The organism is Paenisporosarcina sp. FSL H8-0542 (assembly GCF_038632915.1).
Classification (GTDB): domain Bacteria; phylum Bacillota; class Bacilli; order Bacillales_A; family Planococcaceae; genus Paenisporosarcina.
In genome coordinates, this window is record NZ_CP152050.1 from 3,026,702 (window position 1) to 3,053,065 (window position 26,364).

Consider the following 26,364-nt stretch of genomic DNA (forward strand, 5'->3'; position numbering starts at 1 on the left):
GAGGCGAGAGGGTGGCGAAATGCAAAAAGTGCGACAACATGCAGAGCGTGAAATTATTACGCCCATTGCATTATGCGATTCGAAAGGAAATTTGAACCCTGCAGCAATAGGTTTTTCCCGAAAACCGTTAATCGATAGTAATTTATCCGGACATTTTATGCGCAAGAAAAAATGGAATTACTGGTGTGTGTATGGTGAAGATATTTTATTTTCAGCAAGCATTCGCCATTTGGATTACGCAGCGGTTTGTTGTGTATATTTCCTTGATTATGAAACTCAACGCTTTTTTGAGAAGACTATTACGATTCCATTGGGTCAACGTGTACAAATGCCGAATCAAGTACTTGAAACTGTGAAATTTTCAAATAATGAAATGAGTGTTCAGTTGTTCCATATGCAAAATGAAACGCATATGACGGTTACCATTCCCGACTTTGATGGTGATTTGCTCCATGCGGATTTACATATTGAGCATCCTGAAAATGACGATACTTTGAATGTCGTCATTCCGTGGAATCGTCAACTCTTTCAATATACGGCCAAGCATCATACTCTACCGACGCGCGGTTTTGTGAAAATTGGGGACAAGCGTTATTCATTTAATCCTGAAGATAGCTATGCCGTGCTGGATTATGGTCGCGGCGTTTGGTCAAGAAAAGCTTCGTGGAACTGGGCGATGGCCTCTCAACGTGTTGGCAAACAGCGCATCGGCCTTAACTTAGGCGGAAAATGGACCGATGGAACAGGTATGACGGAAAACGCAGTATTTGTCGATGGTCACATGTCAAAAATCTCGGAAGATGTCATTTTTTCTTATGATGATACCGATTATATGAAACCTTGGCATATCCGGTCCAAATTTTCACGTGATGTCGATTTGACGTTTACCCCATTTTTCAAACGTGAAGCGAAGATAAACGCTCGTCTCGTCACATCAGAAATCCATCAATTAGTCGGTTACTATCACGGCTTCGTTTATTTGGACGATGGCTCTCGCCTACCTATCACACAATTGCTAGGAAGTATCGATGAGCACAAAGCTAAGTGGTAATTAGTAATAGAGGAGAGCACTTCTGTTCCTCAATAATGGTACAAGAAAAAAATATATGCTTTGCACTATCCAAGCATTTTTCCTATTTAGGAAATTCTTGCTGATGGTGCTTTTTTTATTTTTGTTATTAAAAACATTTCTTTTCACTTTGATGCCACATTGGCTCATGTCCTTAAGCATAAAATAATTCATCTAAAGGAGGATGAATATTAAGAAACAATTAAAGATTTTCTTATTTGCGTACATATTCTTTTGGCTGCCTGCACAATTTGCCGGAGCTGAAGAAATAAAAGTAGAACCGAAAATTTCTAAATTCAACATTGAGGCATTATTTGATGATTCCAAGGACTTTTATAGTAATCAATTAATTGTAAACTTCAAAGCTTCAGCTACAGGGAGCGAAAGGAAACAAATTCTGGACTCTGTAAATGCAAAAGAACTTTCGAAACAAGTAAATGGAAGGTTCGCCCTGGTTTCAACACCAAAGAGCTCTGATTTATCCGCAGTGGCGAAGGAATTATTGAAACATAAACAAGTCGAATTTGTTGAACCAAACTATCAATTGGAAAATACGTTTAGACCAAAGGATCCATCGTATTCAAAACAATGGCATTTAAAGAAAATTCATGCCTCCAGTGCTTGGGATCAAACAAAAGGAAGTTCTGGAGTTATTGTTGCTGTAATTGATGAAGGTGTTCAAACAAATCATCCTGATTTAAAAGGAAAATTTGTCTCTCCTTATAATGCAGTAACCGATGAACCTCCTTTTATTCTGGAGACCATGCAACACATGTTGCAGGCATTATAGCGGCATCCTTCAATAATTCGGGAGGTGCCGGAGTCGCCCCGAATATTAAAATCATGCCAATCAATGTTTTTACAGGGGATTCCGCGAGTAGCTATGATGTTGGTGAAGCCATTATTTATGCTGCTGACCACCATGCTGATATCATCAATTTGAGTCTAGGTGGGAGCTATACCTACGCAATGGATTACGCCACACAATATGCAAAAGCAAAAGATGTATTGATTATTGCGGCTGCAGGTAATGAAAGAAGTTGCGAATTGAGTTATCCCGCTGCACTTGATGGCGTTATTGGGGTTAGCGCCACTGATTCGAATGACGAAATTACCGAGTTCTCAAATTATGGAAGTTATATTGATTTAGCTGCCCCTGGCGAAGGTATTTTTTCTTCTCTTTCCGGAAGTAAATATGGAGCATTGGACGGGACGTCTATGGCGGCTCCCGTTGTTTCAGGAGTTGCTGCTTTGGTTCTTTCTAAAAATCCTTTGTTAACCTCTGATCAGCTAGAAAAAATCCTAACTAAGTCTTCAGTCGATTTATACCATAGAGGCTGGGACGATTTTTATGGATATGGTCGCGTTGATGCATATCGGGCACTTCAATTCACTACTTCAGCCATATCAAATCTCAAATTATCCTCTACAAAATTTACGATGAATGGATCAAATAAGACTGCTTTTTCATTTGAAGGTGTTAAAGGTTCAAAAATCTCGTTGTATCTTCAGAACTCGAAAGGCACCACCATCAAAAAAATCGTTTCCTATAAGGATTGGTCCGGGGGCAAGTTTTCGGCATCATGGGATGGAAGAATGGATAATGGCATGTATGCTTCCACCGGTACTTATAAAATAATAGCTGCAGTGAGCGGCAATGGAGAAAACCTTCATTTATCTGCTACTTTGAAAGTAATTGATAAAATAGTTCCATCTATTAATTTATCTGGATCAGTCAACTATTCCCCAACTGTTACTGGAAAATTAACTGTTCCCTACGAATTGAATAAGAATGCTAAAGTTACTGCCTTTATTAAAGATAAAAATAATAAGATCATTAAGTCCATCTTAAACAATTCCTCTGTTTCAAGAGGTCAAAGGACTGTTCAGTGGGATGGGAAAGACAGCGAAGGTAACCGAGTAAAAGATGGAGTTTACAGCCTTGAGATGTCACTGGTTGATGCCAACAAAATAAAAGGCACCTCTCGCAAGTTCAGCATCACCGTGGACACAATAATTCCAACAGCAAAAATAGCTTTGTCTTCGGAACTGATGAAGTTAAATGGGTCTTTGCTGAATATGGGCAAAATCGATGTGAGTGAAACCGTATTTTTAACCACTTATGTTGCAAATGATATGGGAGTTAAAGTCAGAAAAATTGATACTGAGAAATCCATTAAAAAAGGAGCATATTCATTAAGTTGGGATGGAAAAAATGACAATTCAGAGTTTGTAGCTGAAGGAAACTACCACTTATTAATCGAGCTTCTTGACAGTGCTGGAAATAAAGCTTCTTTGAAATCCACTACTTTCGCCTTTCAGGATTGGAATCAGCCCGTTATTGAAGGCGCTGCAAGTTACTTTTTTACAAGTGACGGAAAACAAACTTTTTCATATAAACTAAGCAAGCCCGGCATCGTCACCATTCAACTATTCAAGAATGATAATTTGGTAAGCACGATTGAGCAGAATGTTCCCAAATCCCAAGGAAATCAATCATTCGTTTGGGATGGAAAAGACCAGTCTGGAACAATCCTTCCAGACGGACAGTACTCTTATAAAATTTCAATTGTGGATGCATATAACTTATCCCAGACATACAGAGGAATTATGAATATTGCTTTAACGCAAATTGAAATTCAATATCCTACTGTTGTTCAGTTTATTGATGACGATACAGCAGAAATCTTCTATAAATTATCTCAACAAGCAAATGTCACAATAGAAATTTATGACGGCAATGCCAAGATACGGACTATTATTAGCGACAAGAAAACTGACAAAGGAATTAATCATTTTATATGGGATGGTTATGATGACAATGGTGATCTGGTCTATTCAGATGAATTAATATATAAAATAAAAGTCATCAATACTTCAGGCAACGAACAAACAGTATTAGGAAAAATTACAAATGATGACCTGCCGATTTGGCTGGTGGATCACAAGTACACTTTTTCTTCATCAGATAATTATTCTACCTACTACACGCATCTAAAATTGACACTTGTTGTAAAGGCTCCTGTAAAAGTTGAATTATTTGTATGGGATTCCTACAACGACTTAATCGACGAAAAAGAATATAACTTAAAAAATGGCATCAATAATTTAGTCTATACCAAGTTCCCAGTTGCCTCTGTGAACACTTACGGGTTGCTATATACAGACTCTTTAGGCAATCAATATTTCTTTACGATTGAAGAAGCATACTAGAACTATTTGCACAAATGCGAAAGGGAATCTCCATATCACTGGAGATTCCCTTTTATTCTTATCGCTAAAACCCTTTATCAAGAGCCTTTACCGACCGCTAGCAACATTTTCTCTGGATAATCAGTAAAAATTGCATGTATACCAATTTTCTGCAATGCAATCGCATTCTCAACATCATTCACGGTGTAGACGCGAAGGATCGCTCCTTTTACTAATGCCTCTTTCGCCATTTTGCGAAGGGCAGTCGGAAGGAATATATGCAGTGCGTCCGCTGGAATGAAACGTGCGTAGTCATATGCATCCACCAGTACTTCCATAGTCAATATGGCGACTTCAATATGAGGAGCTAGTTTCTTGAAATCCTGAACTGTTTCGTGATCAAACGATGAGATGACGACCCTTTCCGCCATTCCCATCTTTTCAATCACGTGCAGGACCTTCTCCCCCATGCCTTCATATGGAAATATATCTGATTTCAGTTCGATATTTACGTGATATGTTGTTTGTTGGAAAACTGCTAATACTTCTTCCAGAGTAGGTATCTTCTCTCCTGCAAATTCACTTCCGAACCAGCTGCCGTAGTCAAAAGCACGCAGTTCCGCTAACGTTAAGTCTTTTACATACCCTTCACCATTGGACGTACGGTCAATTGTTTCGTCATGAATTACGACTAGTTCTCCATCTTTTGTTAGATGGACATCGAATTCTACTCCATGAATATCGAGTCGAGCTGCTTCTTCAAATGCAGCGAGTGTATTTTCAGGAAACGTGCCTGATGCACCGCGATGTGCATAAATCTTCACGTGACGACCTCCTTAAATTTCTGTACGTAAAGTCCATAGTTCCGGGAAGAAATATTGGTCCAGCACTTTTTTTAAGTAATTCACACCTGAAGAACCACCTGTCCCCATCTTAAAGCCAATGATTCGTTCGACTGTTTTCATATGTCGGAAACGCCACTGTTGCAGCCAGTCTTCGATATCCACGAGCTTCTCCGCTAATTGATAGAGTTCCCAGTATTGATCGACATCCCGGTAGACGGTCTTCCATGCTTCCAATACACTGTCGTTTGGCTCATAAGGAGTCGATACATCTCGCTGAAGAATTTCTTCATCAATAGGAAGACCTGCACGAGCCAGCTTTCTGATCGCAGCATCGTATAAACCTGGTTGATGGAATGCATCTGTCAACGTGTTCAGCAATGCTTCATCTTTTTCATAGATTTTCAGCACATGCTTCGTTTTATAGCCGAGTGCAAACTCAATCATACGATATTGATACGACTGGAAACCACTTGCATTGCCAAGTGACGAACGAAACTCCATGTATTCCGCAGGTGTCAAAGTGGACAGTACATCCCACCCTTGTATGATTTGCGTCTGAATCTTCGATACGCGCGCTAATTGTTTGAACGCTGGTTGCAAATCGTCATTTTCAATATTTTTAATGGCTGCACGCAATTCATGCAAAATCAGCTTCATCCATAACTCTGAAACTTGATGAATCATAATAAATAATGGTTCATCGTGGTGATCGGTTAAACCGTCCTGCGCTGTCAGTAATTTATCGAGATGAAGGTACTCCCCGTACGTCATGTTTTCTTTAAAATCTGTATGTAGTCCTGCTTCTCCAAGTGCTGCGCGGTTTTGACCGTTTTCCATTGGTTTCTTTTCCATATTAAAATCCCCTTATGGCTCTACTTTCACTCAACTCATCTAATTGTATTATGACATGAGATTTACTACTTTAACAGACTACTTGAATTTTTTGAAAATTCTTATTGCATGGAAATACCAAACTATGATACAATTCTATTCTGTTTTCAAACCCCAACATCTTCGGATAAGCGCAATGCGCCTTTTTAGCTCGTCATCGGCGCGGGAAGAACCGTTGCAAAGCCTGATTTCTCCTGAGGTTTAGGAAGGAAGACTAAACTCGCGACATCGTGCCGCAACGCCTTCATGACCCACATCCTGTGGGCCCAAGCTTAGGTGTGAGCTGGCGCCTGGAGCTAGACATTTCATAATTGCAGGACGCAAAATCTTCATATCGGAGGACTGTATGACACAGAAACATCCTGATTTTGAGCAAGAGCAAGAGCGCCTGACCTACACTAAACACTATATGCAACAGTTACTCGATGAATCGAAACGTGATGTGAAATCAGCACAGGAAAATATACGTCACGCAATGGCTGATTTAGATTATTTGGATTCCAGTTTAAGCTACATGAACATTTTAACTAACGCACGGTTTTTCGAAATGGCCTGCTCTCAAAAAGAAGGACTGGAAGCCATTCAGCAAAAACCTTATTTCGCACGCATTCATTTCCAAAAAGACGGCGAAGACAGCGAAATGCTGTACATCGGAAAAACTTCTTTATTCCATAGGGAAACGCAGGAACCGATTATTGTAGACTGGCGTTCGCCAGTGGCGAATGTGTATTACGATGGGCGACTCGGGGATATCGAATACGATGTACGGGAAGACACTTTTACCGGTCACCTATTTTCAAAACGCCAATACAACATTGAAAAAGGCGAATTGCAGTCCGTACGCGACATCGATTTAACGACCAATGATGAGCTTTTGCAAGAAGCACTTTCAGGTAAAGCAGATGTTCGCTTGACTGAAATTGTGTCGACCATTCAAGCTGAACAAAATGAAATTATTCGTGCTCATTTAAAACAACCCATTATTGTGCAAGGCGCGGCAGGCAGTGGAAAAACGACCATTGCATTACATCGAATTTCCTATTTCCTCTATACGATGGGCGAACATTTCCCAGCCGAAAAGTTAATGATTTTAGCCCCTTCCAAACTGTTTATGGACTACATAGCAGATGTATTACCTGAGCTCGGTGTCGGTCAAATATGCCAGACAACCTACTCTGAATATGTCTTGAACGCCACGGGTATAAAAGTGAAACTTAAAGATGTGAATTTGAAGCTTTCAGCATTAACTGAACAAGAAAACCCTGATGAAATGATGCTTTGGATATCTCAAATGAAAGGCTCTCTTTCCTATACACTGTTAGTAGACGCCTTTCTATATGAATATGAAAAATTGATAGCCAACCAATTCGAAGATATATATATTGAGAAATACTGCATTATGCGTGGTTCGAAATTAAGAAACTTATTCTTGTCCGATTTTTCCTATATGCCACTAGAAAAACGGTTGGAACGAATCAAGACGATCTTGCAATCGCATGTGCGACAAAAGAAAAAAGAAATCCTGAATGTATTAAACAAGAAATACGAAGATGCCCTTGATAAAGCGTTGGTCGTTCGTGATGCTGCAAAACGCAAAGCGGAAGTGACGAAATTCATCGATGAGCGCGATCGCCGAATTCCATTAATCGAAAAAGAATCCAAGACCACGGCCAATGTTTACATGAAACGTTTTAAAAAAGCCAACATCAAAAATATGTATCGTGAGTTTGTCACAAATGGAAAGTTAATAAACGAACATGCTACACTTTGGACAGCGGAACAGAAAGACTCGTTTCTGCGAAGCCATTCGATGGAGTCATGGGAAATAGAAGACTTGGCACCTCTTTATTACATGCACGCCAAGATTAAAGGCATTTCGGACAAGTGGAAAATGCGTGTCGTCTTCATTGATGAGGTCCAGGATTACAGCGTATTTCAACTGGCCGCCCTCAAAGAAGGCTTGGAGACGGATATGTTTACAATGGTTGGAGATTTGGCTCAAGGCATTCATAGTTACCGGGCCCTCACTTCCTGGGAGCCGATTATTGAATTATTCCCACGTGCCACTTACACGACTTTGCAAAAAAGCTATCGAACGACAATTGAAATCATGGAAATGGCAAATAGTATTTTGATGCAGATGGACGAAGACTTACCATTGGTGGAACCCGTCGTCCGTCATGGCATCGATCCGCAGTTCCACGAAATGAAGATGATTGATGGCAATCGGATTGTCACTTTAATGGACGAAGTCCGAAGTCGTGGTCATCGTTCGATTGCTCTTATCTGCAAAACGACAACAGAGGCAAAAGCTGTTGCGAAGCAACTTGATGATTTCCTTGAGATTCAGTTGCTGAGTGATCATTCAGATATACACCAGGAAAAGCTACTCATTGTCCCGAGCCATCTAGCAAAAGGGCTTGAGTTCGATGCAGTTATTGTTGTGGCGTTTGACAACCCGTTCCGCGAACATGCAATCGACCGCAAGCTTTTGTATGTCGCGATGACCCGTCCGATGCATGAGCTACATTTAGTCGGACCAAATCGGGAACATTTTTTATTGCCCGCTACATTAACTAAATCGTGAAATCTATTCTGACGTTTCTCTTACCCAGGAGAAACGTTTTTTCTTTTCCCCTTGCAGGATTCCTGTTTGCTGACAGATGAAGAAATGACTAGTGATTGGTCCACGTTTGCAGACCCTTTACCACCTTTTGTGGCTGCTAATTAATGCAGGGACTCTATTCAAAATAATGTTACTAAAAACCGAAAAACCCCACTGCAACTTAATTTGCAATGGGGTTTTTCACGTAATAATCAACTTGCAATACTGGTTTAAAACCTGCTTTTTTATAAACCGATAATGCTTTGTCGTTGTCAATTTCCACATCGAGCTTAACGGATTCACAATTTCTTTGCTTTCCTTCTACTTGTGAAAAGGCCAACAATGCGGAACCAATGCCTTGACCTTGTCTTTCGGAATCTGTAGCCAATGCAGTTACCCAAAGAGTTTTTCCATCTTCCACAAGTGTTAAAGTACCGACGACTTGCCCCTGTTGCTTCGCTACAAAAACATGTCGTGAAGGATTGGATACATTGTAATCCAGCAGTGTTTGTACTTCGTCTTCTGTATCACCAAATGCATTCATTAAAATACGTGTAAGTTCCTGAGTTTCATCCGTTAATGGTACGACATCCACCGCAGGATTTTCTGCTACTGAATTCACGTCTGCTTTCAATGTCGCTTCAGTGAAGTTCCACTCATAGCCTGAGTGTTGCAGAAAAGCTGCACCGGCTTGGGATTCTTTCATATTCAATGCAAGCTCACCTTCAGCGCCTCGTACTTCCAAATTATGTTGCAATTCTTTTATCAACGCCTGCCCGAGCCCTTGTCTGCGATATTCCGGGTGGACCAGTCCACTCCATTCATAGGAGTGAATGCCAATCATATCAATGGCCGAAACAACTCCGACCACATCGTCTTCTGCATATGCAAGCACTGCAAAGCCTTTAGTTACTGGATCCGTCATGACGGGAATATTTAAGACTTGGTCGTAATTGGTGCCTTCTATTTCTTCACTTGCACGCAGGAGTCCCTGTATTTCACTCGATGTTTCTACATCTAAAGGGAACGAAACTGTCAATATGGCAATGTCCACAAGTATTTCCACCTTTCTTTCATTGTTGTGACTAACGTGTTTCATTATGGTAACAACTGTTTATTTCCTCTCACAATCGGTTATATAATAGCGAAAGTGTGAATTTATGGAGGAGTTAAATCATGGATAAGAAACGATTATCCTGGGTGGACGTGACAAAAGGATTTTTAATGATTCTTGTCGTAATCGGCCATTACCCAGGTCAACTTGATTTCCCTCTTGGGAAGTATATATATTGGTTCCACATGCCTGCCTTCTTTATTTTAAGCGGGATGTTTTTTAAACCTGTTCTGGAAAAAGGGCTTTCAAAACAAGCCATTCATAAACGTTTTATGCAATTAATCGTACCATATTTGTTTTTCCTTGTAACGATTACAGTCATTCGCTATGGAATGGAAATCGGTTCAGGAAACATGGATTTATCATGGTATTTGAATGATATTTGGACACTTGTAATTGGAGGACGATTTGCTCGTGGTGCTTACGGAGTTTTCTGGTTTGTCACAACGTTGTTCTTTACGTATTTGTTCTTCTTATGGATGACAAAATACTTCAATCGTACGAAACAGATTGTGATTTTAACTGTCTTCTACTTAATCGCTCATATGGAAAGTTTGTTTGCGATGCAAGTAATTGGTGGTGCGCCTGATAAAGCCTCTCAAACCATTCCTATGATTTGGAATATCGACGTAGCACTAATGGCGGTTGTCTATTTTGCACTTGGATATTATATGAAGAATATTTGGATGAATGTTACGAAGCCTTGGTTGATTACAGGGCTTATCGGAACGGTGTCCGCCATTTCGCTCGATTGGTTCGGCGTAATGGATTATCACTTGAGTATGAAGTTCCTGCGCTATGAACATGTGGTGTTGGATTTAGTCATTCCGATTTCCATGACTCTGGTTATTGTCGGAGTATTTCAATGGGTTGCTTCCCACATGTCATTGAAGTGGCTGCAACAAATTGAAAAGCACTCAATTGCCATTATGTATCTCCACATTTTCACAGATATCGTATTGAATGATTACTTCAATTACGGAATCATTGGATTCACGGCATTTGGATTGCTGGTACCGATTGTTGCATCAATACTCATTCAAAAACTGGTCCCTTACGGTAGATTGTTCCTAGGCGGTTTTTCGCCGAAAAAACGCAAAGCTGCTAAACCAGTGAAATTAAAAGAAGCAGAGCCTCAATACTAGAGGCTCTGCTCAGACTGTAGACAAACTCATAAATTTTGAGTTAATCTACAGTCTTTTTCATTTAAAAATTTAGACGAATCATTCGGAATCTGAGACCTTTCCTGCGGACGAACGCCTCAATCTCCTCGACCTAAAGGTCTGCGGGGCTTTCGCCATCCGTTTTTCCGTGGGAGTGGCTCGGATTCCTTCCCTTTTTTTAAAAAATCCTTACTTATGGTGACTACAATGCTTTCAAAACATAATTCCATTCAAAGAGACCAAATTGAAATGTTTTTATATATGCGATTCCGTCAACATGTTGTAATACAGCCCTTTTTGATTCACGAGCTCTTGTTGACTTCCAGATTCGACGAGTTGTCCTTGATCCATTACATAGACAACGTCTGCCTTTCTGACGGTATTCAATCGATGAGCGATAACAAAACTCGTCCGGTCTTTCATCAATCTTTCGAGTGCTTCCTGGATTTTCATTTCGGTCACTGTATCGATGCTGCTAGTTGCTTCATCCAACAGCAAAATGACGGGATCCGCTACCAGAGCGCGTGCAATTGACAGCAATTGTTTCTGGCCTTGACTGATTTCCCCTCCATCTGCGGTCAGGACCGTGTTGTATCCTTCTGGTAACTTAATGATGAAGTCGTGTGCATTTGCTTGTTTGGCGGCTTCTATCAATTCTTCATCCGTTGCATTCAATCGGCCGTAACGGATGTTGTCTTTTACTGTAGCCTCGAATAAAAATGGATCTTGCAAGACAAATGCAATTTGACTGCGCAATGTTTGGCGAGCCAATTGGTCAATCGGGATATCATCAATCCGTATTTGACCATCATTCGTTTCGTAAAAACGGGCCAGTAGCTGCATGATGGTCGTTTTTCCTGCACCGGTTGCACCGACCAATGCGGCTGTTTCTCCAGGATTCAGGATAAAACTGACATTTCGAATCGTATGTTCAGCATCTGTTTGTTCATATTTAAAGGAGACACGATCGAACTCGACTTTTCCTTTTAACACAGTATCTAATTGAGTCGTGGCTTCATCTTTTTCAATCGGTTCATCAATAATGGCGAATACCCGCTCCGCTCCGGCAATTGCAGAAAGGACGGTATTAAATTGATTCGCCAGGTCATTCAAGGGGCGGGTAAACTGACGAGCATATTCAGAAAAAATTACGATAGTACCAATCGATACGTGACCGTTCAGGGCAAGCAAGCCGCCAACACCTGCAACGATGGCAAAGCTGGCATTGTTCAACATGTTCATTACTTTCGGGATGAAACCTGAATAAGTCAACGCCCAAAATCCGGTATGGCGTAGGCGTTCACTTTTTACAATGAACTCATCAGTGACGCGTTCCTCTTGTGAGAAAGCTTTGACGATTCGCTGACCCGAGATTGTTTCTTCAATCATGCCGTTCAAATCCCCAACTGCCTGTTGTTGCTGTTTGAATAGTATCCCTGTTCGTCTTGTAATCCATCTCATGGAGAAAAACATGACCGGAATGATTGTCATGGTCAGCAATGTCAGTAAAGGACTTAACGTCAGCATGACAATGACGGTTCCGGTTAGCGTTAAAATACTCGAGAACACTTGAATAAATGAACTATTTAAAGTGGCACTGACGTTTTCAATGTCGTTCGTCACACGGCTCATGAGTTCACCATGCTGACGTTTATCAAAGAAAGATACAGGCAACTTTTGAAAATGGGAGAAGAGATTCGTTCGCATCCGATAAATGGTTTGCTGCGCAACGCCGATCATCCAATAGTTTTGGAAAAACATCGACACCGAGAGGAAGAAATAAATACCTATCAACCACGTCATCATGTTTTGCATACCTGCAAATTGACCTGGCACGATATACTCATCGATAATTTTCCCAAGTAGATAAGGCCCAACTAAAGCTAGAGTGGAACTGACAACGACTAGCAACAAAACCGTAATCAATAGTGCTCGTTGTTCATCCACGAGGTGCCAAATTCGCTTCAATACACCTTGCCAGTCCCCTGCCCGTTCTCCTTTTTTCTTTTTGACAGGGGTAATATCTTCTTTCGTCAGAACCGGATCGTAGCCAAATGGTTTAGTTAACATCTGTCGCATTTGCTTCCACCTCCTGTTCTTGTTGCGACTCCGCAATTTGACGGTATAATTCGGACTTTTCGATCAGTTCCTGATGAGAGCCATAAGCAGCAATCCGTCCATTGTCGAGTAAAATGACACGGTCTGCGCCTTTTGCAGTTCGGATTTTTTGCGTAATGACGAGCATGGTTGCTTCTTCTTTATCCAATGCCTCCCATAGCAATGCTTCAGTTTTCACATCTAGCGCACTGGTGCTGTCATCCAACAGAAGAATTTCTGGCTTTCGGACCAACGCGCGTGCGATGGACAGTCTTTGTTTTTGACCGCCAGACAAATTTACACCTTTTTGACCAACACGCGTATCATAGCCTTTTGCGAACTGTTCAACAGAAGAATGAATTTGCGCTTGCTTGGCAGCTTGTTGCAATTCTTCTGTTGATGCTTCGACTTTGCCCCATGCCAAGTTTTGATAAATACTTCCCGTAAACAACAATGACTGCTGGGGAACGAGCCCTATGGCTTGTCGTAATTGATCCAACGGCCATTTGTTAACGTCTTTCCCGTCAACTGTAATGGAACCCGAGGTTACTTCAAAAAAGCGCGGGATGAGTTGCATCAAAGTTGATTTACCGGCACCGGTAGCTCCCATGATGGCCAATTTCTCGCCAGATTTCACATCAAATGTAATATTGTTCAGCACTAGTTCAGAAGAATTCGGGTAGCTGAACGTCACGTTGTTGAAACTGATTTCACCTTCAAGGGCTTCATGCATTTTACCTGTTTCTTCATCGCGTTCCAGCCCTTCATTGACCAGTAACACTTCTTCCATGCGTTCTGCAGAAGCTTTCGCACGGGCAAATGCCATGATAATAAAGGCGAACATTGAGAAAGCCCCCGTCATACGCATTGCGTAGTTGACGATTGCGACCAACTCGCCAATTTGGGCATTGTTCAATTGAATTTCACGTGCACCAAACCAAAGAACTGCCAGCAAACTGATGTTCATGACGAGTAGAAGAAGTGGAAGAATGATTTCCATAATACGAAGCGCTTTCACTGTATCCATTTTGAGGAGGTTCGACACTTTTTCAAAACGAGAAGACTCGAACGTACCGCGCAAATATGCTTTAACCAACCGTACTGCCTGGAGATTTTCCTGTAGGACACGGTTCACACGGTCGAGTCGAACTTGCACAAGTGCAAAAAAACTGACCCCTTTTTTCACCATAATATAGAGAAAAATCAGTAGGAATGGTGCCCCGATTACAAGGAACATCGCGAGGTAGGCATTGACGATAAACGCCATAATGACACTGCCGAGTACGAGTAAAGGCGCCCGCAACATAATACGCAAACTCATAAAGAGTACGTTTTGCACCATGGTGACATCACTTGTAAGCCTCGTGATTAAGCCGGCAGTCGGGAACTTCGTAAACGTGGCAACTGTAAACTGCTGTACTTGCTTGAATAAAGCACTGCGGACATCAAAAGCAAAACTTTGTGATGCATGCGATGCAAAGAAAGAGTTTGTTGCGCCAGACAAGAAAGCGACGAAAGCCATGAGCATCATGACTCCTCCCCACGTCCAAATAACTGACTGATCTCCTTGCATAATGCCATCATCTATTATTTTGGCTATAATGAGTGGCTGTACAAGTTCGACAGAAAGCTCGATTAGCATGAGGAAAAGCGCAATGGCAATTGGCCATTTATATGGTCTGACATAAGAAAATACGGTTTTCACTAGATGCCCCCCTGAAACTTCTTCGTTAAACGAATTAATTATCTGATTGTTCACTATTATGCCACAATGAATGAGTAAAAGGTATCATTCATTGTGATGAAATATTCTCTGTTGGATACGATTTTTGGGTGAGCGGTCGCTTAGTTGGAATCACCCCGAATTGACACTCGTCCAAGGACAAAAAAAAAATCACCTATCCCCAAAAGGATAGATGATACTCTAGCAAACTTATTTCTTGTTCCGATCTCCCGCAATCGATAGCCACGTGACACAAATCAGCATGATGAGAGCCCCCATCAGCTGCCATTTCCCTAACACTTGTTGCAGCCAAATAACAGAGATAATCATAGCAGTGAGTGGCTCCATGCTTGATAAAATACTGGTCTCTATCGCACTTATGTATTTCATACTGCTCAAAAATAAAATGAAAGCCACTGTACCTATAACGATGACTGTCAATAAAAGAACGGACAATTTCCAATCCAATAATAAAGCCCATTCGTCGGATTGCCACACGCGACTTATACTTCCCAGTACCAGACCGCCGATCAGCATCGACCAACCAACCACCAGCAAAACACCCCATTCTTTCATGAGGGCACCGGGATATAACGTATAAAATGCAAAGCTCAGGCCGACAGCGACTCCCCATGCCAACGCTTCAGGGCTTAACAGTAATTTGGTGAATGAACCATTCGTCAATAAGAAGAATAAGCCGATCAACGTTCCGGCAATTCCAATCAACTGATATTTAGGTGGCCATTTCTTCATACTCCAAGATACAAATATAACCACAAAAATAGGTGCTAAAAATTGAAGCAACGTCGCAACTACCGCATTGCTTGATTCAATTGCTGCTACAAATGAATATTGAACCCCTAGCATGCCGAACATGGCGAAGATAATTAATCGCTTGACCCAATATGGCTGTCGCCAAATTGGTCTTAATTGATTTCCTGTTAATTTTAGAAAAGCGAGCAAAACAACTCCTGCAACAAGTAACCGAATAGTCAACATAAACGGAACAGTCAGCATTGAGTTCGATAATATCCATTCCATCAATGGACCCGTCGCTCCCCATAACATGGCTCCGGTAATAATTAATACGATTCCTTTTGCGCGATTCATTTACTCACCTCTTTATCTACAAGTCTACTTTTCATCTTACTATTGTTCAAGGTGAATTCAATGAAAAACTTGCGAACATTTCATTTCCACCTCCAATAAATCTCCTTGAATTTTCCTTTATTTTTCAGAATAAAACATTATTTATTTTAATGACTTGATGCCAAGACTTCTCTATAATAGGAGTTATTAGTATACAAACAAGGAGTCCTGCGAAATGAAAGGTATGCAACAAGTATTGGAAAATGGTAGCAGTATATTGGACCATGTTCCTTTTCCGATGATACTGACTGCGAGTGACGCAACGGTACTTTGGTGGAGCAAAGAAGCTGAGAGAACATTTGGTTTTACTGCGGACGAAATCGTTGGAAAATTCTATCCTTTTTTCGAAGAAAACCGTTCAGCCATACATAAATCAACGTGGAGTCAAGTGGTTCAAAGTGAGAACCCAATTCGTTTTGAAAATTTCATTATTCATTCAAAACATGGCAAAGCTGTTCATGTTTCGGCTGTTTTAAATTCAATGACAATCGATAATGAACAATGCGTCATGTTCTTATTTGAAGTTAATAATGTTCCAACAATGGATCAAACATCAAGTACACAAGAATTAGCTAGCTTTAAAATGGGAATCGATGAAACCTTTATGCTCACTTATTTGGACCCAGATGGGCTAATTACATATGCAAATACATTGTTTTTGAAAACAAGTAAATGGACGCCAAAACGTATTATTGGTAAGTCATTTTGGCAGCTTTTCCCCGAAGAGTCAGCTGAGAAATCGGTCAACCCAATATGGTACACCCTGAATAGCAACCGCGTTTGGCAAGGGTCTGTTGAAAAACTGACTAAAGATGGAGAAACATACTGGGTAGATATGACGGCCATCCCTGTTTTGGCGACGAATGATGAGCCTATGTACTTTGCCATTTTGGAAAAAGATATCACGGATAAAAAACGCCTGCAATTGCATCTTGAGCAAATTGCTTATGTGGATTCAGAGACAGGATTAATGAATCGCCATCGTCTTGAAAATATCGTGTCCGGACTTATTGCAGAAGAACGTCACTTTTCTTTCATCTTTTTAGATATCGATAAGTTTTACACATTGAGAGACATGCACGATGAAGAGTCTGAAACCACTCTATTACTGGAATTTGCAAAACGCCTGAAAATGTATTTCCAGGATAGTGATATCGCACGCGTGGGTGAAGATGAATTTGTAGTGTTGACGCCTTTGAGTGATTGGTTTATTCAAGGTTTCTTAAGTTACTTGAAGCAGCATCCGATTTACATTCGCAACAAAGCTATCCCGATTTCAATCAGTGGCGGGATTACGAGATACCCAGAAGATCAATCAACATTTTTACATATGATGAGGGCGTCTAGTGCGACCATCCATAAGGTGAAGCAAGAAGGCGGAGGAAATATCGTCAGCCTTTCAAAAGCCAATCATGTCGCGTTAAGCCGAAAGGCCATGATTGAAAAACGTTTGATTGAGGCGTTGCACCATAAAGATTTAACTGTTATGTATCAACCACAAGTTGATTTAAAGACTGGCAGGATTGATGCAGTGGAAGCACTGGTTCGTTGGGAAGACGCTGTACTTGGAACCGTTACACCGAACGATCTCATTCCAGTTGCAGAAGAGACAGGCATGATTCATGATATTGGGAGCTTTATGTTGGAGAAGGCATGCGAGCAAGCCGCACTTTGGGCAAAAAACGGCAAGCCGATGAAAGTGAGTGTAAACTCTTCCATTCGCGAATTCCGTGATAAAAACATGGTAAAGCAAGTTAGACAGACATTAGAGAAATTTGGCTGTCCTGCTCATCTACTGCAAATTGAGATTACTGAGAAGTTTGCACTGGAAGCGGAATCGGAACAATCCATCATTCGCCAAATGCATCAGCTTCAAAGTGAGGGCATCAGGTTTGTTCTCGATGATTTCGGGACAGGCTATGCGTCTTTCCGTTATATGCAGATGCTACCGATTACCGAACTTAAAATCGATCAATCATTTATCGCGTCCATTACGAAACAAGAGAAATTGCAAAAACTAGTACACGGCATGATTCAGTTTGGAAAATCAATGGAGATACGCGTCTTGGCTGAAGGTGTTGAGACAAAAGAACAACAGGATTTATTGACAAAACTCGGCTGTGACGCCATTCAAGGTTTCTATATCAGTCATCCTGTATCTGCTGGCGAAATTGAAAATTTATAAAATAAATGCGCAAAGTGCCTGTTTAGCTTGACACCTTGCTCAGACATAAAAAAGACGGTTTCTCAAACATTCTGAGAAGCCGCCTTTTTTCTACTTAAATACCTAAATATCAACTGCATCAAAACTTCAGCAAACACCAAACCCATTGCGATCGCACCTGATGTCATAAATGCTTTGGAAGCGTAAGAGATGGCGGTTAAATAGTCATTTTCCACAATGTTGCGCATCGCATTGTATGCAAGTCCTCCGGGAACGAGTAAAATGATGCCCGGTACACTGAAAATGATCATCGGCATACGGAAACGTTTAGATAAAATATGTGATGCCAGCGCTACGATAAAAGCTCCTGCAAAGGATGCTTGAATTGCATCACCTGAAACCATTGTAAAACCACTGTAAATTACCCAACCGCACATCCCTACTAAGCCGGCTGCAACTAGTTTTTTTCTAGGGGCATTAAATATAATGGCAAATGACATTGCGATAATAAAACTTAACACCGCTTTTACAATCCAAATCATGACACCCCTCCTAAAATGATAGTACGAGTGCAACGCCTGCACCGATTGCGAATGCTGTCAACAATGCTTCTGCACCTTTTGATACCCCGGAAACAAAATGCCCGGCCATAAGATCGCGTACTGCATTTGTAATGAGCAATCCTGGTACCAATGGCATGACACCACTGATAATGATAGTGTTCAAGTCTTCCCCAACTTGCAGCAGAACCGCTAAAAAAGCCAGGGTTCCAACGATTGAGGCAGCAATGAATTCCGCGAAAAACTTAACACGGGTCAATTCATGTATTAATGTGACCACAACGAACCCCATTCCACCTGCAATGGTCGCTGCCGGAACATCTTTCACGACACCATCGAACAGGATAAGAAAACACCCGCTAGCAACTGCAGCTGCTATAAACTGTAATAGAAAAGGGAACATTAAGTTGGCACTGGCAACTCGTTGTAGTTCTTCATATGCTTCTTCGATAGTCAGTTCAGTGGTGGCCAGTTTTCTTGATACTTGATTCACAAGTGCTATTTTCTCTAAATCTGTCACCCTGTCCCGAATGGTCATCAACCGTGTCGAGCCATCTTTTCCAAGCGAAAACATGATTCCTGTTGGTGTGACGAAGCTTTGGGTCCCTATCAGACCTTGTGAAATCGCCATACGGGTCATTGTATCTTCAACCCGATACGTTTCCGCACCACTCTCAATCATTAGTCGACCCGCAAGCAGGCAACAATCTATTGCCAAATCATTCTTCTCATTTAGCACGTCTTTGCCCACTCCTTTCACTTATCACCTTTGCACAATCTTAACGAAATGTGCAGTAAAAAACAAATATTGTTGGTACTTTACATGAATCTATTGCTCATACCGAGTACAATGATATAAACGTGAGTAGCCATCCATTACATATTCACTTTTCCGGTTCTATAAACTATTCATTTCGTATATACGACAGTACAATACCTATAAGTAAATTCTTTTCATAAAGGGGGAAATTTCATGCAAGGTTCAATCGATACACTCAAAAAAATCATCGCGGTATCCCAACAAAAACAGCCTGCTGATTTCATTTTGCGCAATGCGCGTGTAGCGGATGTATTTTCACTTGTTTGGGCGAACGCAGATATCGTTGTCTCGGATGGCTTTATTGTCGCAATTGATTCTACTCGCTCATTTGAAGCAATTGAAGAAATGGATGCAGGGGGACGCTATGTCGTACCCGGCTTGATTGACGGACATATCCATATTGAATCGTCGATGCTCACCCCATCTGCTTTTGGTGATGTTTTATTGCCCCACGGCGTAACGACTGTTGTGACCGATCCACATGAAATTGCAAATGTTGCAGGAGTTGAGGGCATCCAATTCATGCTGAAAGATGCAGAAAAAAGCCCAATGGATATTTTTGTCATGCTCCCTTCGAGTGTACCCTCCACATCCTTTGAACATGCAGGTGCAAGACTGGAAGCAGAAGATTTACAACCGCTTCTCTCCCACCCTTCCGTACTCGGACTTGCAGAAGTAATGGATTATCCAGCGGTTTTGAGCGGAGACGAAGGAATGCTTTCAAAGCTCCTGATGACCAAGGAAGCGGGTCTTCGAATTGATGGGCACGGAGCGGGATTGCAACGCGAACAGATTCGAGGATATCGCGCAGCCGGCATTCAGACAGACCATGAATGTGTGACAGCGGATGAAGCACGTGACCGCATTACCCAAGGCATGTATGTGTTAATACGTGAAGGCTCTGCTGCGAAGAATCTACATGATTTGCTTCCTGCGGTAACACCTCACAATGCAAGAAGATTTTTATTTTGTACAGACGACAAACACCTGGATGAACTGGTGGACGAAGGCAGCATCGATCATGCTATACGTCTCTCCATTAAAGCTGGAATGGAACCTCTTCAAGCGATTCAATTGGCCACGCTGAATGCTGCGGAATGTTATGGTTTGTCTCAAAAAGGAGCATTGGCAGCGGGCTTCGAAGCAGATTTTCTATTGCTCGATCATCTTGAACTTTTCAAAGTAGCTGCTGTATTCAAGAAAGGAGTCAAGGTGGCGGAGCATGGCCGCATGATAAACGCTACTGAAACTCAAACGGATTGTACCGTTCGAATTCGCCATTCCGTTCATTTGCCTACTTTGACGGTCGAAAATTTGGCTATCCCGCTCCCGCAAGGTGCCAAAGCGAATATTATGGAAATCATACCAGACCAGATTGTTACCAATAAAGTGGTTGAAAAAGTTGAAATTATAAATGGCGCATTCGTGCAAAACATGGAACGGGATCAATTGAAACTGGCTGTAATTGAACGGCATCATCAATTACACACCATTGGATTGGGCATTGTGAAGGGCTTCGGCCTAAAAAAAGGAGCAGTCGCGACCACCATTGCTCACGATTCCCACAATGCGATTGTTCTGGGTACGAATGATGAAGACATGATTGCGGCTGTACAGGCGTTGCAGGATATGCAGGGTGGATTGGTCGTTGTCCATGATGGTCAAATCATGGCTTCGCTTGCATTGCCTATAGCCGGATTGATGACGAAAGTTCCTCTCGAGGAAGCAGTACAATCACTGGCAAACTTGCATGAAGCAATCCATACCATTCATCCGAAGCTCGATTTTCATTTATTTTTGACCTTATCATTTCTAAGTTTGCCAGTCATTCCATCACTTAAATTAACTGATACGGGATTATTCGATGTCACCACATTCCAGCATATCGGAATTGACGCGAATACGAACGAAAAAGCAGACCACTAAGCGAATCGCGTTAGTGGCCTGCCTTGTTATTAATATGTGACTACACCAATCTCTTTAAACGTATTTAAATCATAACTCTTCGTTTCTTTCATTGAAATAGTATAAAGTGTATCTCCAGCATAAACCATCCGTTGAACGAGCTGCTCCCAATCTTCGTTTTGTTGCTTGGATGATTTAATCATGTTGGCCACTTGCTTGATTCCTTCTTCAGCCGTTATTTCATACATCATTGCACCTTCGCCTGCATACTGATCGTATCCATCCTTATTAGTACCCTGATACAACGTCACAGGAAAACCGTATAAACCTTTGCCTCGGTGCTGGAATAATGCCTTGTGATCGTATTGCAATGGGCTGTAAGTGCCTTGACCACCCAAAATTTCTACGTCTTTTTCTTTCGGATTAGCAAAATCTGTTACGTCAAATAATGAGATTTTCATGCCCCCAGTAATGGTTCGAGGTTGGCTGCCATTTTCGCCTGGAATCGTTTTTGTATCGTAACCGAAACCGATTAGATGGTTTTCGTCCAATGGGTGCAAGTAATTACTGAAACCTGGAATTTTCAACTCCCCTAGTACTTTTGGCGCTGATGGATTTGAGACATCCATCACAAACAGCGGATCAGTTTCTTTAAACGTCACCATATACGCTTTGTCTCCCATAAAACGAGCTGAGTAAATGCGTTCCCCTTTCGCAAGTCCTTCGATGGAACCCACTTTTTTCATACCGGCATCTAGAATATATAGATTGTTCTCAGAAAGCTCATCCGTATTCCACGCAAAGCCTTTCGTAGTTACGACACGGAAATAACCTTCATGCTCATCCATCGAAAACTGATTTAGGAGCATGCCCGTCACTTCTCCAGATGATACAAATTCAACTTTAGTTCCATCTAAATTGAACTTGAATATTTCCGTATTGGTTTCCTGGGGATTCCAAATTCGATCAATGGCATTATTGTTATCATCATTCTTTGAAGGTACATAGATAGGGGCAGTTAAATACAACGCCTCTTTAGACATATACATGGCATTGCTTCCGCCCAGATACCCTTTCGTTACAACTTGGGATTGCTCTGGATTCTCAATATTCATAGCCGTAATGACGCTATACGTCCCCTCCAGTGTTCCCGGCAAGATGGATAAATCAGAAAGCGGCATGGATGATACTTTATCCTTTTTCTTACTGTCAAATGTGTAAGGACGCAACTCTACATCTTTTGCCCCTTCCATTGCCCAGAAGTTTGGCATCACATTGGTCACGAAATACAACATGTCTCCTGTCTTTCTAGCCCCGTTCAAGTATCCTTCCGCACCGATTTCCCGTATCAGTTTCGGATTCTTCGCATTTTTCACATCATAGAAACGTACATTTGTGGAACTGTTAACAGGCATCATCATTTTACTGGAGACTTTTCCTGAGGTTTCCTCATAATCATATGGTACATGCCGATCTCCAAGCACAATCAATGTATTTTCATGTAAGAATAACTGTGTTGGATAGAATTCTGCGTCGAATGACAGTTCAGCCATTTTCTTCATGTTTGCAGGATTTTGAATATCCGTTACAATTACACGTCCATTTAATATAGAGTAAGTAAATTTCCCGTCTGTCTTCACCATATCCGATTCATCTACGCCTTCCACTTGATTGTTCGTTTCCGAGTGGTCAGCTTCTCCTCCACTGCTTGATAGAGCAGATTTATTGCTTGAATCCATCGAGTTTTCGCTTTCAGCTGAATCTGCCCTTGAATCAGTGTACATCTGACTCATTTGTTTCTTTAACTTAGCGAAGTAATCTTTCAATTGCTTTTCCGATTTTACAGTTTGCAAATCTTTGTGAACAGTAAACGATAATTTACTGGTCGACATGGATTTGAAGAATCCGCCTTGAATAGCTTCCTTCTTGATGTGCAATATATACGAACCCGGTTTGATTCCGGTCACTTTAACTGAATGACCGTTTTGTGTAAGCTGCAATTTCGCATTCGTTTTCTTTCCTTGCTGATCAACCAAATATATCGTTCCATCCGATATGGCTGAAGCTTTTAACGGCTCCGAAAAATTCGCTTTCCATCCTTGCTCAGACAACGCAATCGATGAAGCACTGACTGTCACTTTATCAATATAAAACGCAAACGATAGGACTATTCCTGCAATCACTGCAGCGACCATGAGCCAAACACTTCTTTTTTTCAATACCATCTCTCCTCTTTTTTTAAGCTAGTTATTTCATTAGACCGATAAAGAGCAATTTGGTTTCAATTATTCTGAAAATAATTTATTTAATGAATTTCTTATTAAATCGCATAACGCAATTCTTGCAATTAGGACAAGGTAGATACTCGGCGGGGGTGAAGATTGTTTTTATTCTTATGAGGGCTGGGTGGGGGATTTATCGAGAATCCGTAGGGGGATATCGAGGATTCACGGATGGATATCTCCATTTCGGGGAAGGTTATCTGGATTTCGCAATCGGATATCAAGTATTCGGCATCGCTTATCTAAAATTCATGTTTTCTAAACAATTTAATTGACCAGTAAGCGAAACAAAAACGGAACCGCTGAAGGCGATTCCGTTTCTCTAGTCCACTTCTATTACAATAACTGTCTTTAACTTTACATTTTCTCCGGTCTGCTCGACTTCAAAATCAGTGGTTGCGGTGATTTCGTATTTACCCTTTGGGAAACCATCTTTGTTGAAATACTCTTTTATGAATTCATCCTTCGTTATTTCCCCGGACTTCGAAAAAGGAACTTCTAGCCACTCATCCTTTTTTAAAGTTGTGGAGCTTAATATAGTCTGAGAAACTCCGCCTATGTCTTTATTTTTGTTCAATTCCTTTACCGAGAATTCGATTGGCGAAAAACCACCATGCGAAATCCTTACTTCATTATCCGGCCCAGTATATTTCAGCCGGGCAGTAATTGAATCTTTTTCATGTTCTTTGGACTGTTTGGCAATTGAAGTCAACTCCAATATGAATGCATCCTCACTCGCTTTGCTTGATGCAGTAAGCTCAACTTTAGTGGCAGCTGAAGAACATCCAGTCAGTACGAAACAACAAGTTAGCAAAAACAAGACACATCCATATTTCATCTGACTCACTCTTTCCCTTCTCTTTTAATTCACGCCTCGTATTTAAACCAATCCGCCATTAGTTCTTCCAAACGTTCTTCTAGTGATTTCTTTATCACTAATAAATTTTCGTATTCTTGCCAATCCGCTTCAGCTTCAATTTGAGCAGTGAGAGTCGCTAGTTCTTCTTCAACATCGGCAATTTCCTTTTCAAAAGAACGAGGTTGTTCCTCCCGTTCACGGATAGTTTTGACTCGTTCTTCCTTTTTGACCGGTTCTTCTTTTTCAAGCGAGGTCTGACGTTCTGCCCATTTCGAACGTGCCCATTCATAGGCTCCTTCGAAGGTAATGAATGTTCCCCGATCCAACCAAGCGGTGCGAGGGAATAGTTTATTCAGGAAGTAGCGATCGTGGGAGACAGCCACTATGGTCCCTTGGAAATCTTCGAGTGCTTCTTCGAGCACTTCTCGCGAATCGATATCCAAATGGTTTGTTGGTTCATCAAGCATCAATAAATTGATGTCCTGGTGCATGAGTTGCGCAAGACGCAATCGCATCCGTTCTCCTCCGCTTAAATCTCCAACCCGTTTGAAAACGTCGGGTCCATAGAACATAAACTTCGCGAGAATGTGGCGCGCCTCCCCTTCAAATACATTGACTTCCGCTCGGAAGACATCAATGAGGCGCGCTTTCGGGTTGGCAATCTCGAAATGTTGAGACAGGAATCCTACTCGCACATTACTGCCAAGACGTGCGGTGCCTGCATCGACTTCGAGTTCTCCACGCAGTAATTTCAGAATAGTGGACTTGCCAGTTCCGTTTCGACCGACGATTGCAACACGTTCTTTCCACCTAACATTAAAGTCAGCTCCTGCAAGCAACACATTGTCGCCGAAAGATTTGTACACTTGTTCCATGACCACCACTTCCTTGCCACTTCGTGGAGCTGCTTCAAATGATAGAGTCATTTTTTTCGGATCAATCAGCGGCTTCCGTACTTTCTCCATGCGTTCCAAAGCCCTTTCCATATTGCGTGCACGACGGTGCAAAGCAGCATTCGGCGGAACTGCTTCATTTGCCCAAAGTTTCAGGCGCTTGATGGCTTCGCGCATTTTCTTGATTTTTTTCTGCTGTTCCTCGTATTCCTGGAACTCCCGCATGATGCGTTCTTCTTTTTGGATGGCAAACGATGAATAATTGCCATGATATAAAATCAATTCGCCTTCTTCGAGATCCGCAACTTTTGTGACGACCTGATCCAGGAAGTAACGGTCATGCGAAATGATGACGACCGTACCTTCATAATCAACCAAATACTGTTCAAGCCATTCCACGGCAAACAAATCCAAATGGTTCGTCGGTTCATCGAGTAACAATAAATCTGGTTTCGTCAGAAGCAATTGACCGAGCATGATTTTTGTTTGTTCTCCACCACTCAACGATGGGAATGACCGATCAACAAAGTTTTCCAATTGCAGCCCCTGTATGACCTTATCAATTTCCGATTCATATGAATATCCGTCACGCAGCGTGAATTGTTCCTGGATATTTCCATATTGACGAAGCAATCGTTCCATTTCTTCAGACGTTGCGCTGGCCATTTTCATTTCAAGGTCCGTCATTTGCGTTTGCATCTTGAGCAGTTCTTCAAAGGCCATTGTCAGAACATCGAGCCCCGTCACTTCCTCTGAGTAGGAAGGAATCTGGGCCAAGTAGCCAGTCCGATTTCCTTTTTTGAAATGAATGCTTCCCGAATCAGGACTTTCTACACCAGCTAACAATTTAAATAGTGTAGTTTTCCCTGTACCATTACGTCCTACAACGGCTAATTTATCACCTGTTTTGATTGCCAGTGATAAGTCCTCAAAAATGATGTTTCCACCTAGCATTTTACTGATTTCCTGTATTGTACATATCATATTTTCCGCTTCCTTTCGAATTCAGCTGGAAGCAATCCATTCTTCATTT

The 26,364-nt window shown here is 41.5% G+C and carries 19 protein-coding genes; 8 read left to right on the plus strand and 11 right to left on the minus strand.

Annotated elements, in window-relative coordinates:
- The first annotated feature begins 19 nt into the window (after positions 1–19).
- The 3 genes from MHH33_RS15230 (at position 20) to MHH33_RS15240 (ending at position 4,282) form a co-directional block, all read left to right on the plus strand.
- On the plus strand, positions 20–1,051 hold the full coding sequence (locus tag MHH33_RS15230) for a DUF2804 domain-containing protein (RefSeq protein ID WP_342542218.1): 1,032 nt from the start codon (positions 20–22) through the stop codon (positions 1,049–1,051).
- Between the two features lie 202 nt (positions 1,052–1,253).
- Positions 1,254–1,859 carry a hypothetical protein gene (locus MHH33_RS15235; RefSeq protein ID WP_342542219.1) on the plus strand — a complete coding sequence of 202 codons (606 nt, stop codon included), beginning with the start codon at positions 1,254–1,256 and terminating at the stop codon, positions 1,857–1,859.
- Positions 1,856–4,282 carry a S8 family serine peptidase gene (locus MHH33_RS15240; protein ID WP_342543785.1) on the plus strand — a complete coding sequence of 809 codons (2,427 nt, stop codon included), beginning with the start codon at positions 1,856–1,858 and terminating at the stop codon, positions 4,280–4,282. The genes MHH33_RS15235 and MHH33_RS15240 overlap by 4 nt, the downstream gene beginning before the upstream one ends.
- Positions 4,283–4,359: 77 nt before the next feature.
- On the opposite strand, the gene MHH33_RS15245 is transcribed toward MHH33_RS15240, so the two are convergent.
- The gene (locus MHH33_RS15245) at positions 4,360–5,085 is read right to left on the minus strand and encodes a glycerophosphodiester phosphodiesterase (RefSeq protein WP_342542220.1); all 726 of its coding nucleotides are present in this window, start codon (positions 5,083–5,085) and stop codon (positions 4,360–4,362) included.
- Positions 5,086–5,097: 12 nt separating this feature from the next.
- On the minus strand, positions 5,098–5,958 hold the full coding sequence (gene kynA, locus MHH33_RS15250; protein WP_342542221.1) for a tryptophan 2,3-dioxygenase: 861 nt from the start codon (positions 5,956–5,958) through the stop codon (positions 5,098–5,100).
- A 385-nt stretch (positions 5,959–6,343) separates the two neighbouring features.
- Between kynA and helD the strand changes: the two genes are divergently transcribed.
- Positions 6,344–8,584 carry an RNA polymerase recycling motor HelD gene (gene helD / locus MHH33_RS15255; protein ID WP_342542222.1) on the plus strand — a complete coding sequence of 747 codons (2,241 nt, stop codon included), beginning with the start codon at positions 6,344–6,346 and terminating at the stop codon, positions 8,582–8,584.
- A gap of 199 nt (positions 8,585–8,783) precedes the next feature.
- Here the strand turns inward: helD and MHH33_RS15260 are convergent, their stop codons facing one another.
- Positions 8,784–9,656 carry a GNAT family N-acetyltransferase gene (locus tag MHH33_RS15260; protein ID WP_342542223.1) on the minus strand — a complete coding sequence of 291 codons (873 nt, stop codon included), beginning with the start codon at positions 9,654–9,656 and terminating at the stop codon, positions 8,784–8,786.
- A 122-nt stretch (positions 9,657–9,778) separates the two neighbouring features.
- On the opposite strand from MHH33_RS15260, the gene MHH33_RS15265 reads away from it, so the two are divergent.
- Positions 9,779–10,861 (plus strand): acyltransferase family protein, encoded by a 1,083-nt coding sequence (locus MHH33_RS15265; protein ID WP_342542224.1) that lies wholly within the window; start codon positions 9,779–9,781, stop codon positions 10,859–10,861.
- A gap of 273 nt (positions 10,862–11,134) precedes the next feature.
- On the opposite strand, the gene MHH33_RS15270 is transcribed toward MHH33_RS15265, so the two are convergent.
- The 3 genes from MHH33_RS15270 to MHH33_RS15280 all read right to left on the minus strand — a co-directional run bounded on the left by MHH33_RS15270 (position 11,135) and on the right by MHH33_RS15280 (position 15,809).
- On the minus strand, positions 11,135–12,958 hold the full coding sequence (locus MHH33_RS15270; protein ID WP_342542225.1) for an ABC transporter ATP-binding protein: 1,824 nt from the start codon (positions 12,956–12,958) through the stop codon (positions 11,135–11,137).
- Positions 12,939–14,681, minus strand: coding sequence for an ABC transporter ATP-binding protein (locus MHH33_RS15275; RefSeq protein ID WP_342542226.1), 1,743 nt, complete (start codon positions 14,679–14,681; stop codon positions 12,939–12,941). Before MHH33_RS15275 ends, MHH33_RS15270 begins: the two co-directional genes overlap by 20 nt.
- A gap of 228 nt (positions 14,682–14,909) precedes the next feature.
- Entirely contained in the window at positions 14,910–15,809 is a 900-nt protein-coding gene (locus tag MHH33_RS15280) for an EamA family transporter (RefSeq protein WP_342542227.1), read from the minus strand.
- A gap of 214 nt (positions 15,810–16,023) precedes the next feature.
- On the opposite strand from MHH33_RS15280, the gene MHH33_RS15285 reads away from it, so the two are divergent.
- Positions 16,024–18,033, plus strand: coding sequence for an EAL domain-containing protein (locus MHH33_RS15285; RefSeq protein WP_342542228.1), 2,010 nt, complete (start codon positions 16,024–16,026; stop codon positions 18,031–18,033).
- Between the two features lie 62 nt (positions 18,034–18,095).
- On the opposite strand, the gene MHH33_RS15290 is transcribed toward MHH33_RS15285, so the two are convergent.
- A complete protein-coding gene (locus MHH33_RS15290; protein ID WP_016428377.1) occupies positions 18,096–18,554 on the minus strand; it encodes a threonine/serine exporter family protein in 459 nt (152 codons plus the stop codon).
- A 10-nt stretch (positions 18,555–18,564) separates the two neighbouring features.
- Positions 18,565–19,311: a threonine/serine exporter family protein gene (locus MHH33_RS15295; protein ID WP_016428378.1), complete on the minus strand. Its 747-nt coding sequence runs from the start codon at positions 19,309–19,311 to the stop codon at positions 18,565–18,567.
- Positions 19,312–19,545: 234 nt separating this feature from the next.
- Here MHH33_RS15295 and ade point away from each other — a divergent pair, with 234 nt between their 5' ends.
- Positions 19,546–21,318, plus strand: a complete 1,773-nt coding sequence (gene ade, locus MHH33_RS15300) for an adenine deaminase (RefSeq protein WP_342542229.1) — start codon at positions 19,546–19,548, stop codon at positions 21,316–21,318.
- Between the two features lie 29 nt (positions 21,319–21,347).
- On the opposite strand, the gene MHH33_RS15305 is transcribed toward ade, so the two are convergent.
- Positions 21,348–23,516, minus strand: coding sequence for a beta-propeller domain-containing protein (locus MHH33_RS15305; RefSeq protein WP_342542230.1), 2,169 nt, complete (start codon positions 23,514–23,516; stop codon positions 21,348–21,350).
- A 176-nt stretch (positions 23,517–23,692) separates the two neighbouring features.
- Between MHH33_RS15305 and MHH33_RS15310 the strand changes: the two genes are divergently transcribed.
- Positions 23,693–23,854, plus strand: a complete 162-nt coding sequence (locus MHH33_RS15310; RefSeq protein ID WP_342542231.1) for a hypothetical protein — start codon at positions 23,693–23,695, stop codon at positions 23,852–23,854.
- 47 nt (positions 23,855–23,901) lie between these two features.
- On the opposite strand, the gene MHH33_RS15315 is transcribed toward MHH33_RS15310, so the two are convergent.
- Both MHH33_RS15315 and abc-f read right to left on the minus strand, forming a co-directional pair.
- Complete coding sequence (locus MHH33_RS15315) at positions 23,902–24,426, minus strand: hypothetical protein (RefSeq protein WP_342542232.1); 525 nt, start codon at positions 24,424–24,426, stop codon at positions 23,902–23,904.
- Between the two features lie 20 nt (positions 24,427–24,446).
- Positions 24,447–26,315, minus strand: coding sequence for an ABC-F type ribosomal protection protein (gene abc-f / locus MHH33_RS15320; RefSeq protein WP_342542233.1), 1,869 nt, complete (start codon positions 26,313–26,315; stop codon positions 24,447–24,449).
- Between the last annotated feature and the right edge of the window lie 49 nt (positions 26,316–26,364).

What these genes read in the sequence shown, in the direction of transcription:
- MHH33_RS15230 (WP_342542218.1), top strand. Translation starts at nt 20, where the DNA reads ATGCAAAAAGTGCGACAACATGCAGAGCGTGAAATTATTACGCCCATT.
- MHH33_RS15235 (WP_342542219.1), top strand. Translation starts at nt 1,254, where the DNA reads ATGAATATTAAGAAACAATTAAAGATTTTCTTATTTGCGTACATATTC.
- kynA (WP_342542221.1), bottom strand. Translation starts at nt 5,958, where the DNA reads ATGGAAAAGAAACCAATGGAAAACGGTCAAAACCGCGCAGCACTTGGA.
- helD (WP_342542222.1), top strand. Translation starts at nt 6,344, where the DNA reads ATGACACAGAAACATCCTGATTTTGAGCAAGAGCAAGAGCGCCTGACC.
- MHH33_RS15265 (WP_342542224.1), top strand. Translation starts at nt 9,779, where the DNA reads ATGGATAAGAAACGATTATCCTGGGTGGACGTGACAAAAGGATTTTTA.
- MHH33_RS15270 (WP_342542225.1), bottom strand. Translation starts at nt 12,958, where the DNA reads ATGCGACAGATGTTAACTAAACCATTTGGCTACGATCCGGTTCTGACG.
- MHH33_RS15280 (WP_342542227.1), bottom strand. Translation starts at nt 15,809, where the DNA reads ATGAATCGCGCAAAAGGAATCGTATTAATTATTACCGGAGCCATGTTA.
- MHH33_RS15285 (WP_342542228.1), top strand. Translation starts at nt 16,024, where the DNA reads ATGAAAGGTATGCAACAAGTATTGGAAAATGGTAGCAGTATATTGGAC.
- MHH33_RS15290 (WP_016428377.1), bottom strand. Translation starts at nt 18,554, where the DNA reads ATGATTTGGATTGTAAAAGCGGTGTTAAGTTTTATTATCGCAATGTCA.
- ade (WP_342542229.1), top strand. Translation starts at nt 19,546, where the DNA reads ATGCAAGGTTCAATCGATACACTCAAAAAAATCATCGCGGTATCCCAA.
- MHH33_RS15310 (WP_342542231.1), top strand. Translation starts at nt 23,693, where the DNA reads ATGAGGGCTGGGTGGGGGATTTATCGAGAATCCGTAGGGGGATATCGA.
- abc-f (WP_342542233.1), bottom strand. Translation starts at nt 26,315, where the DNA reads ATGATATGTACAATACAGGAAATCAGTAAAATGCTAGGTGGAAACATC.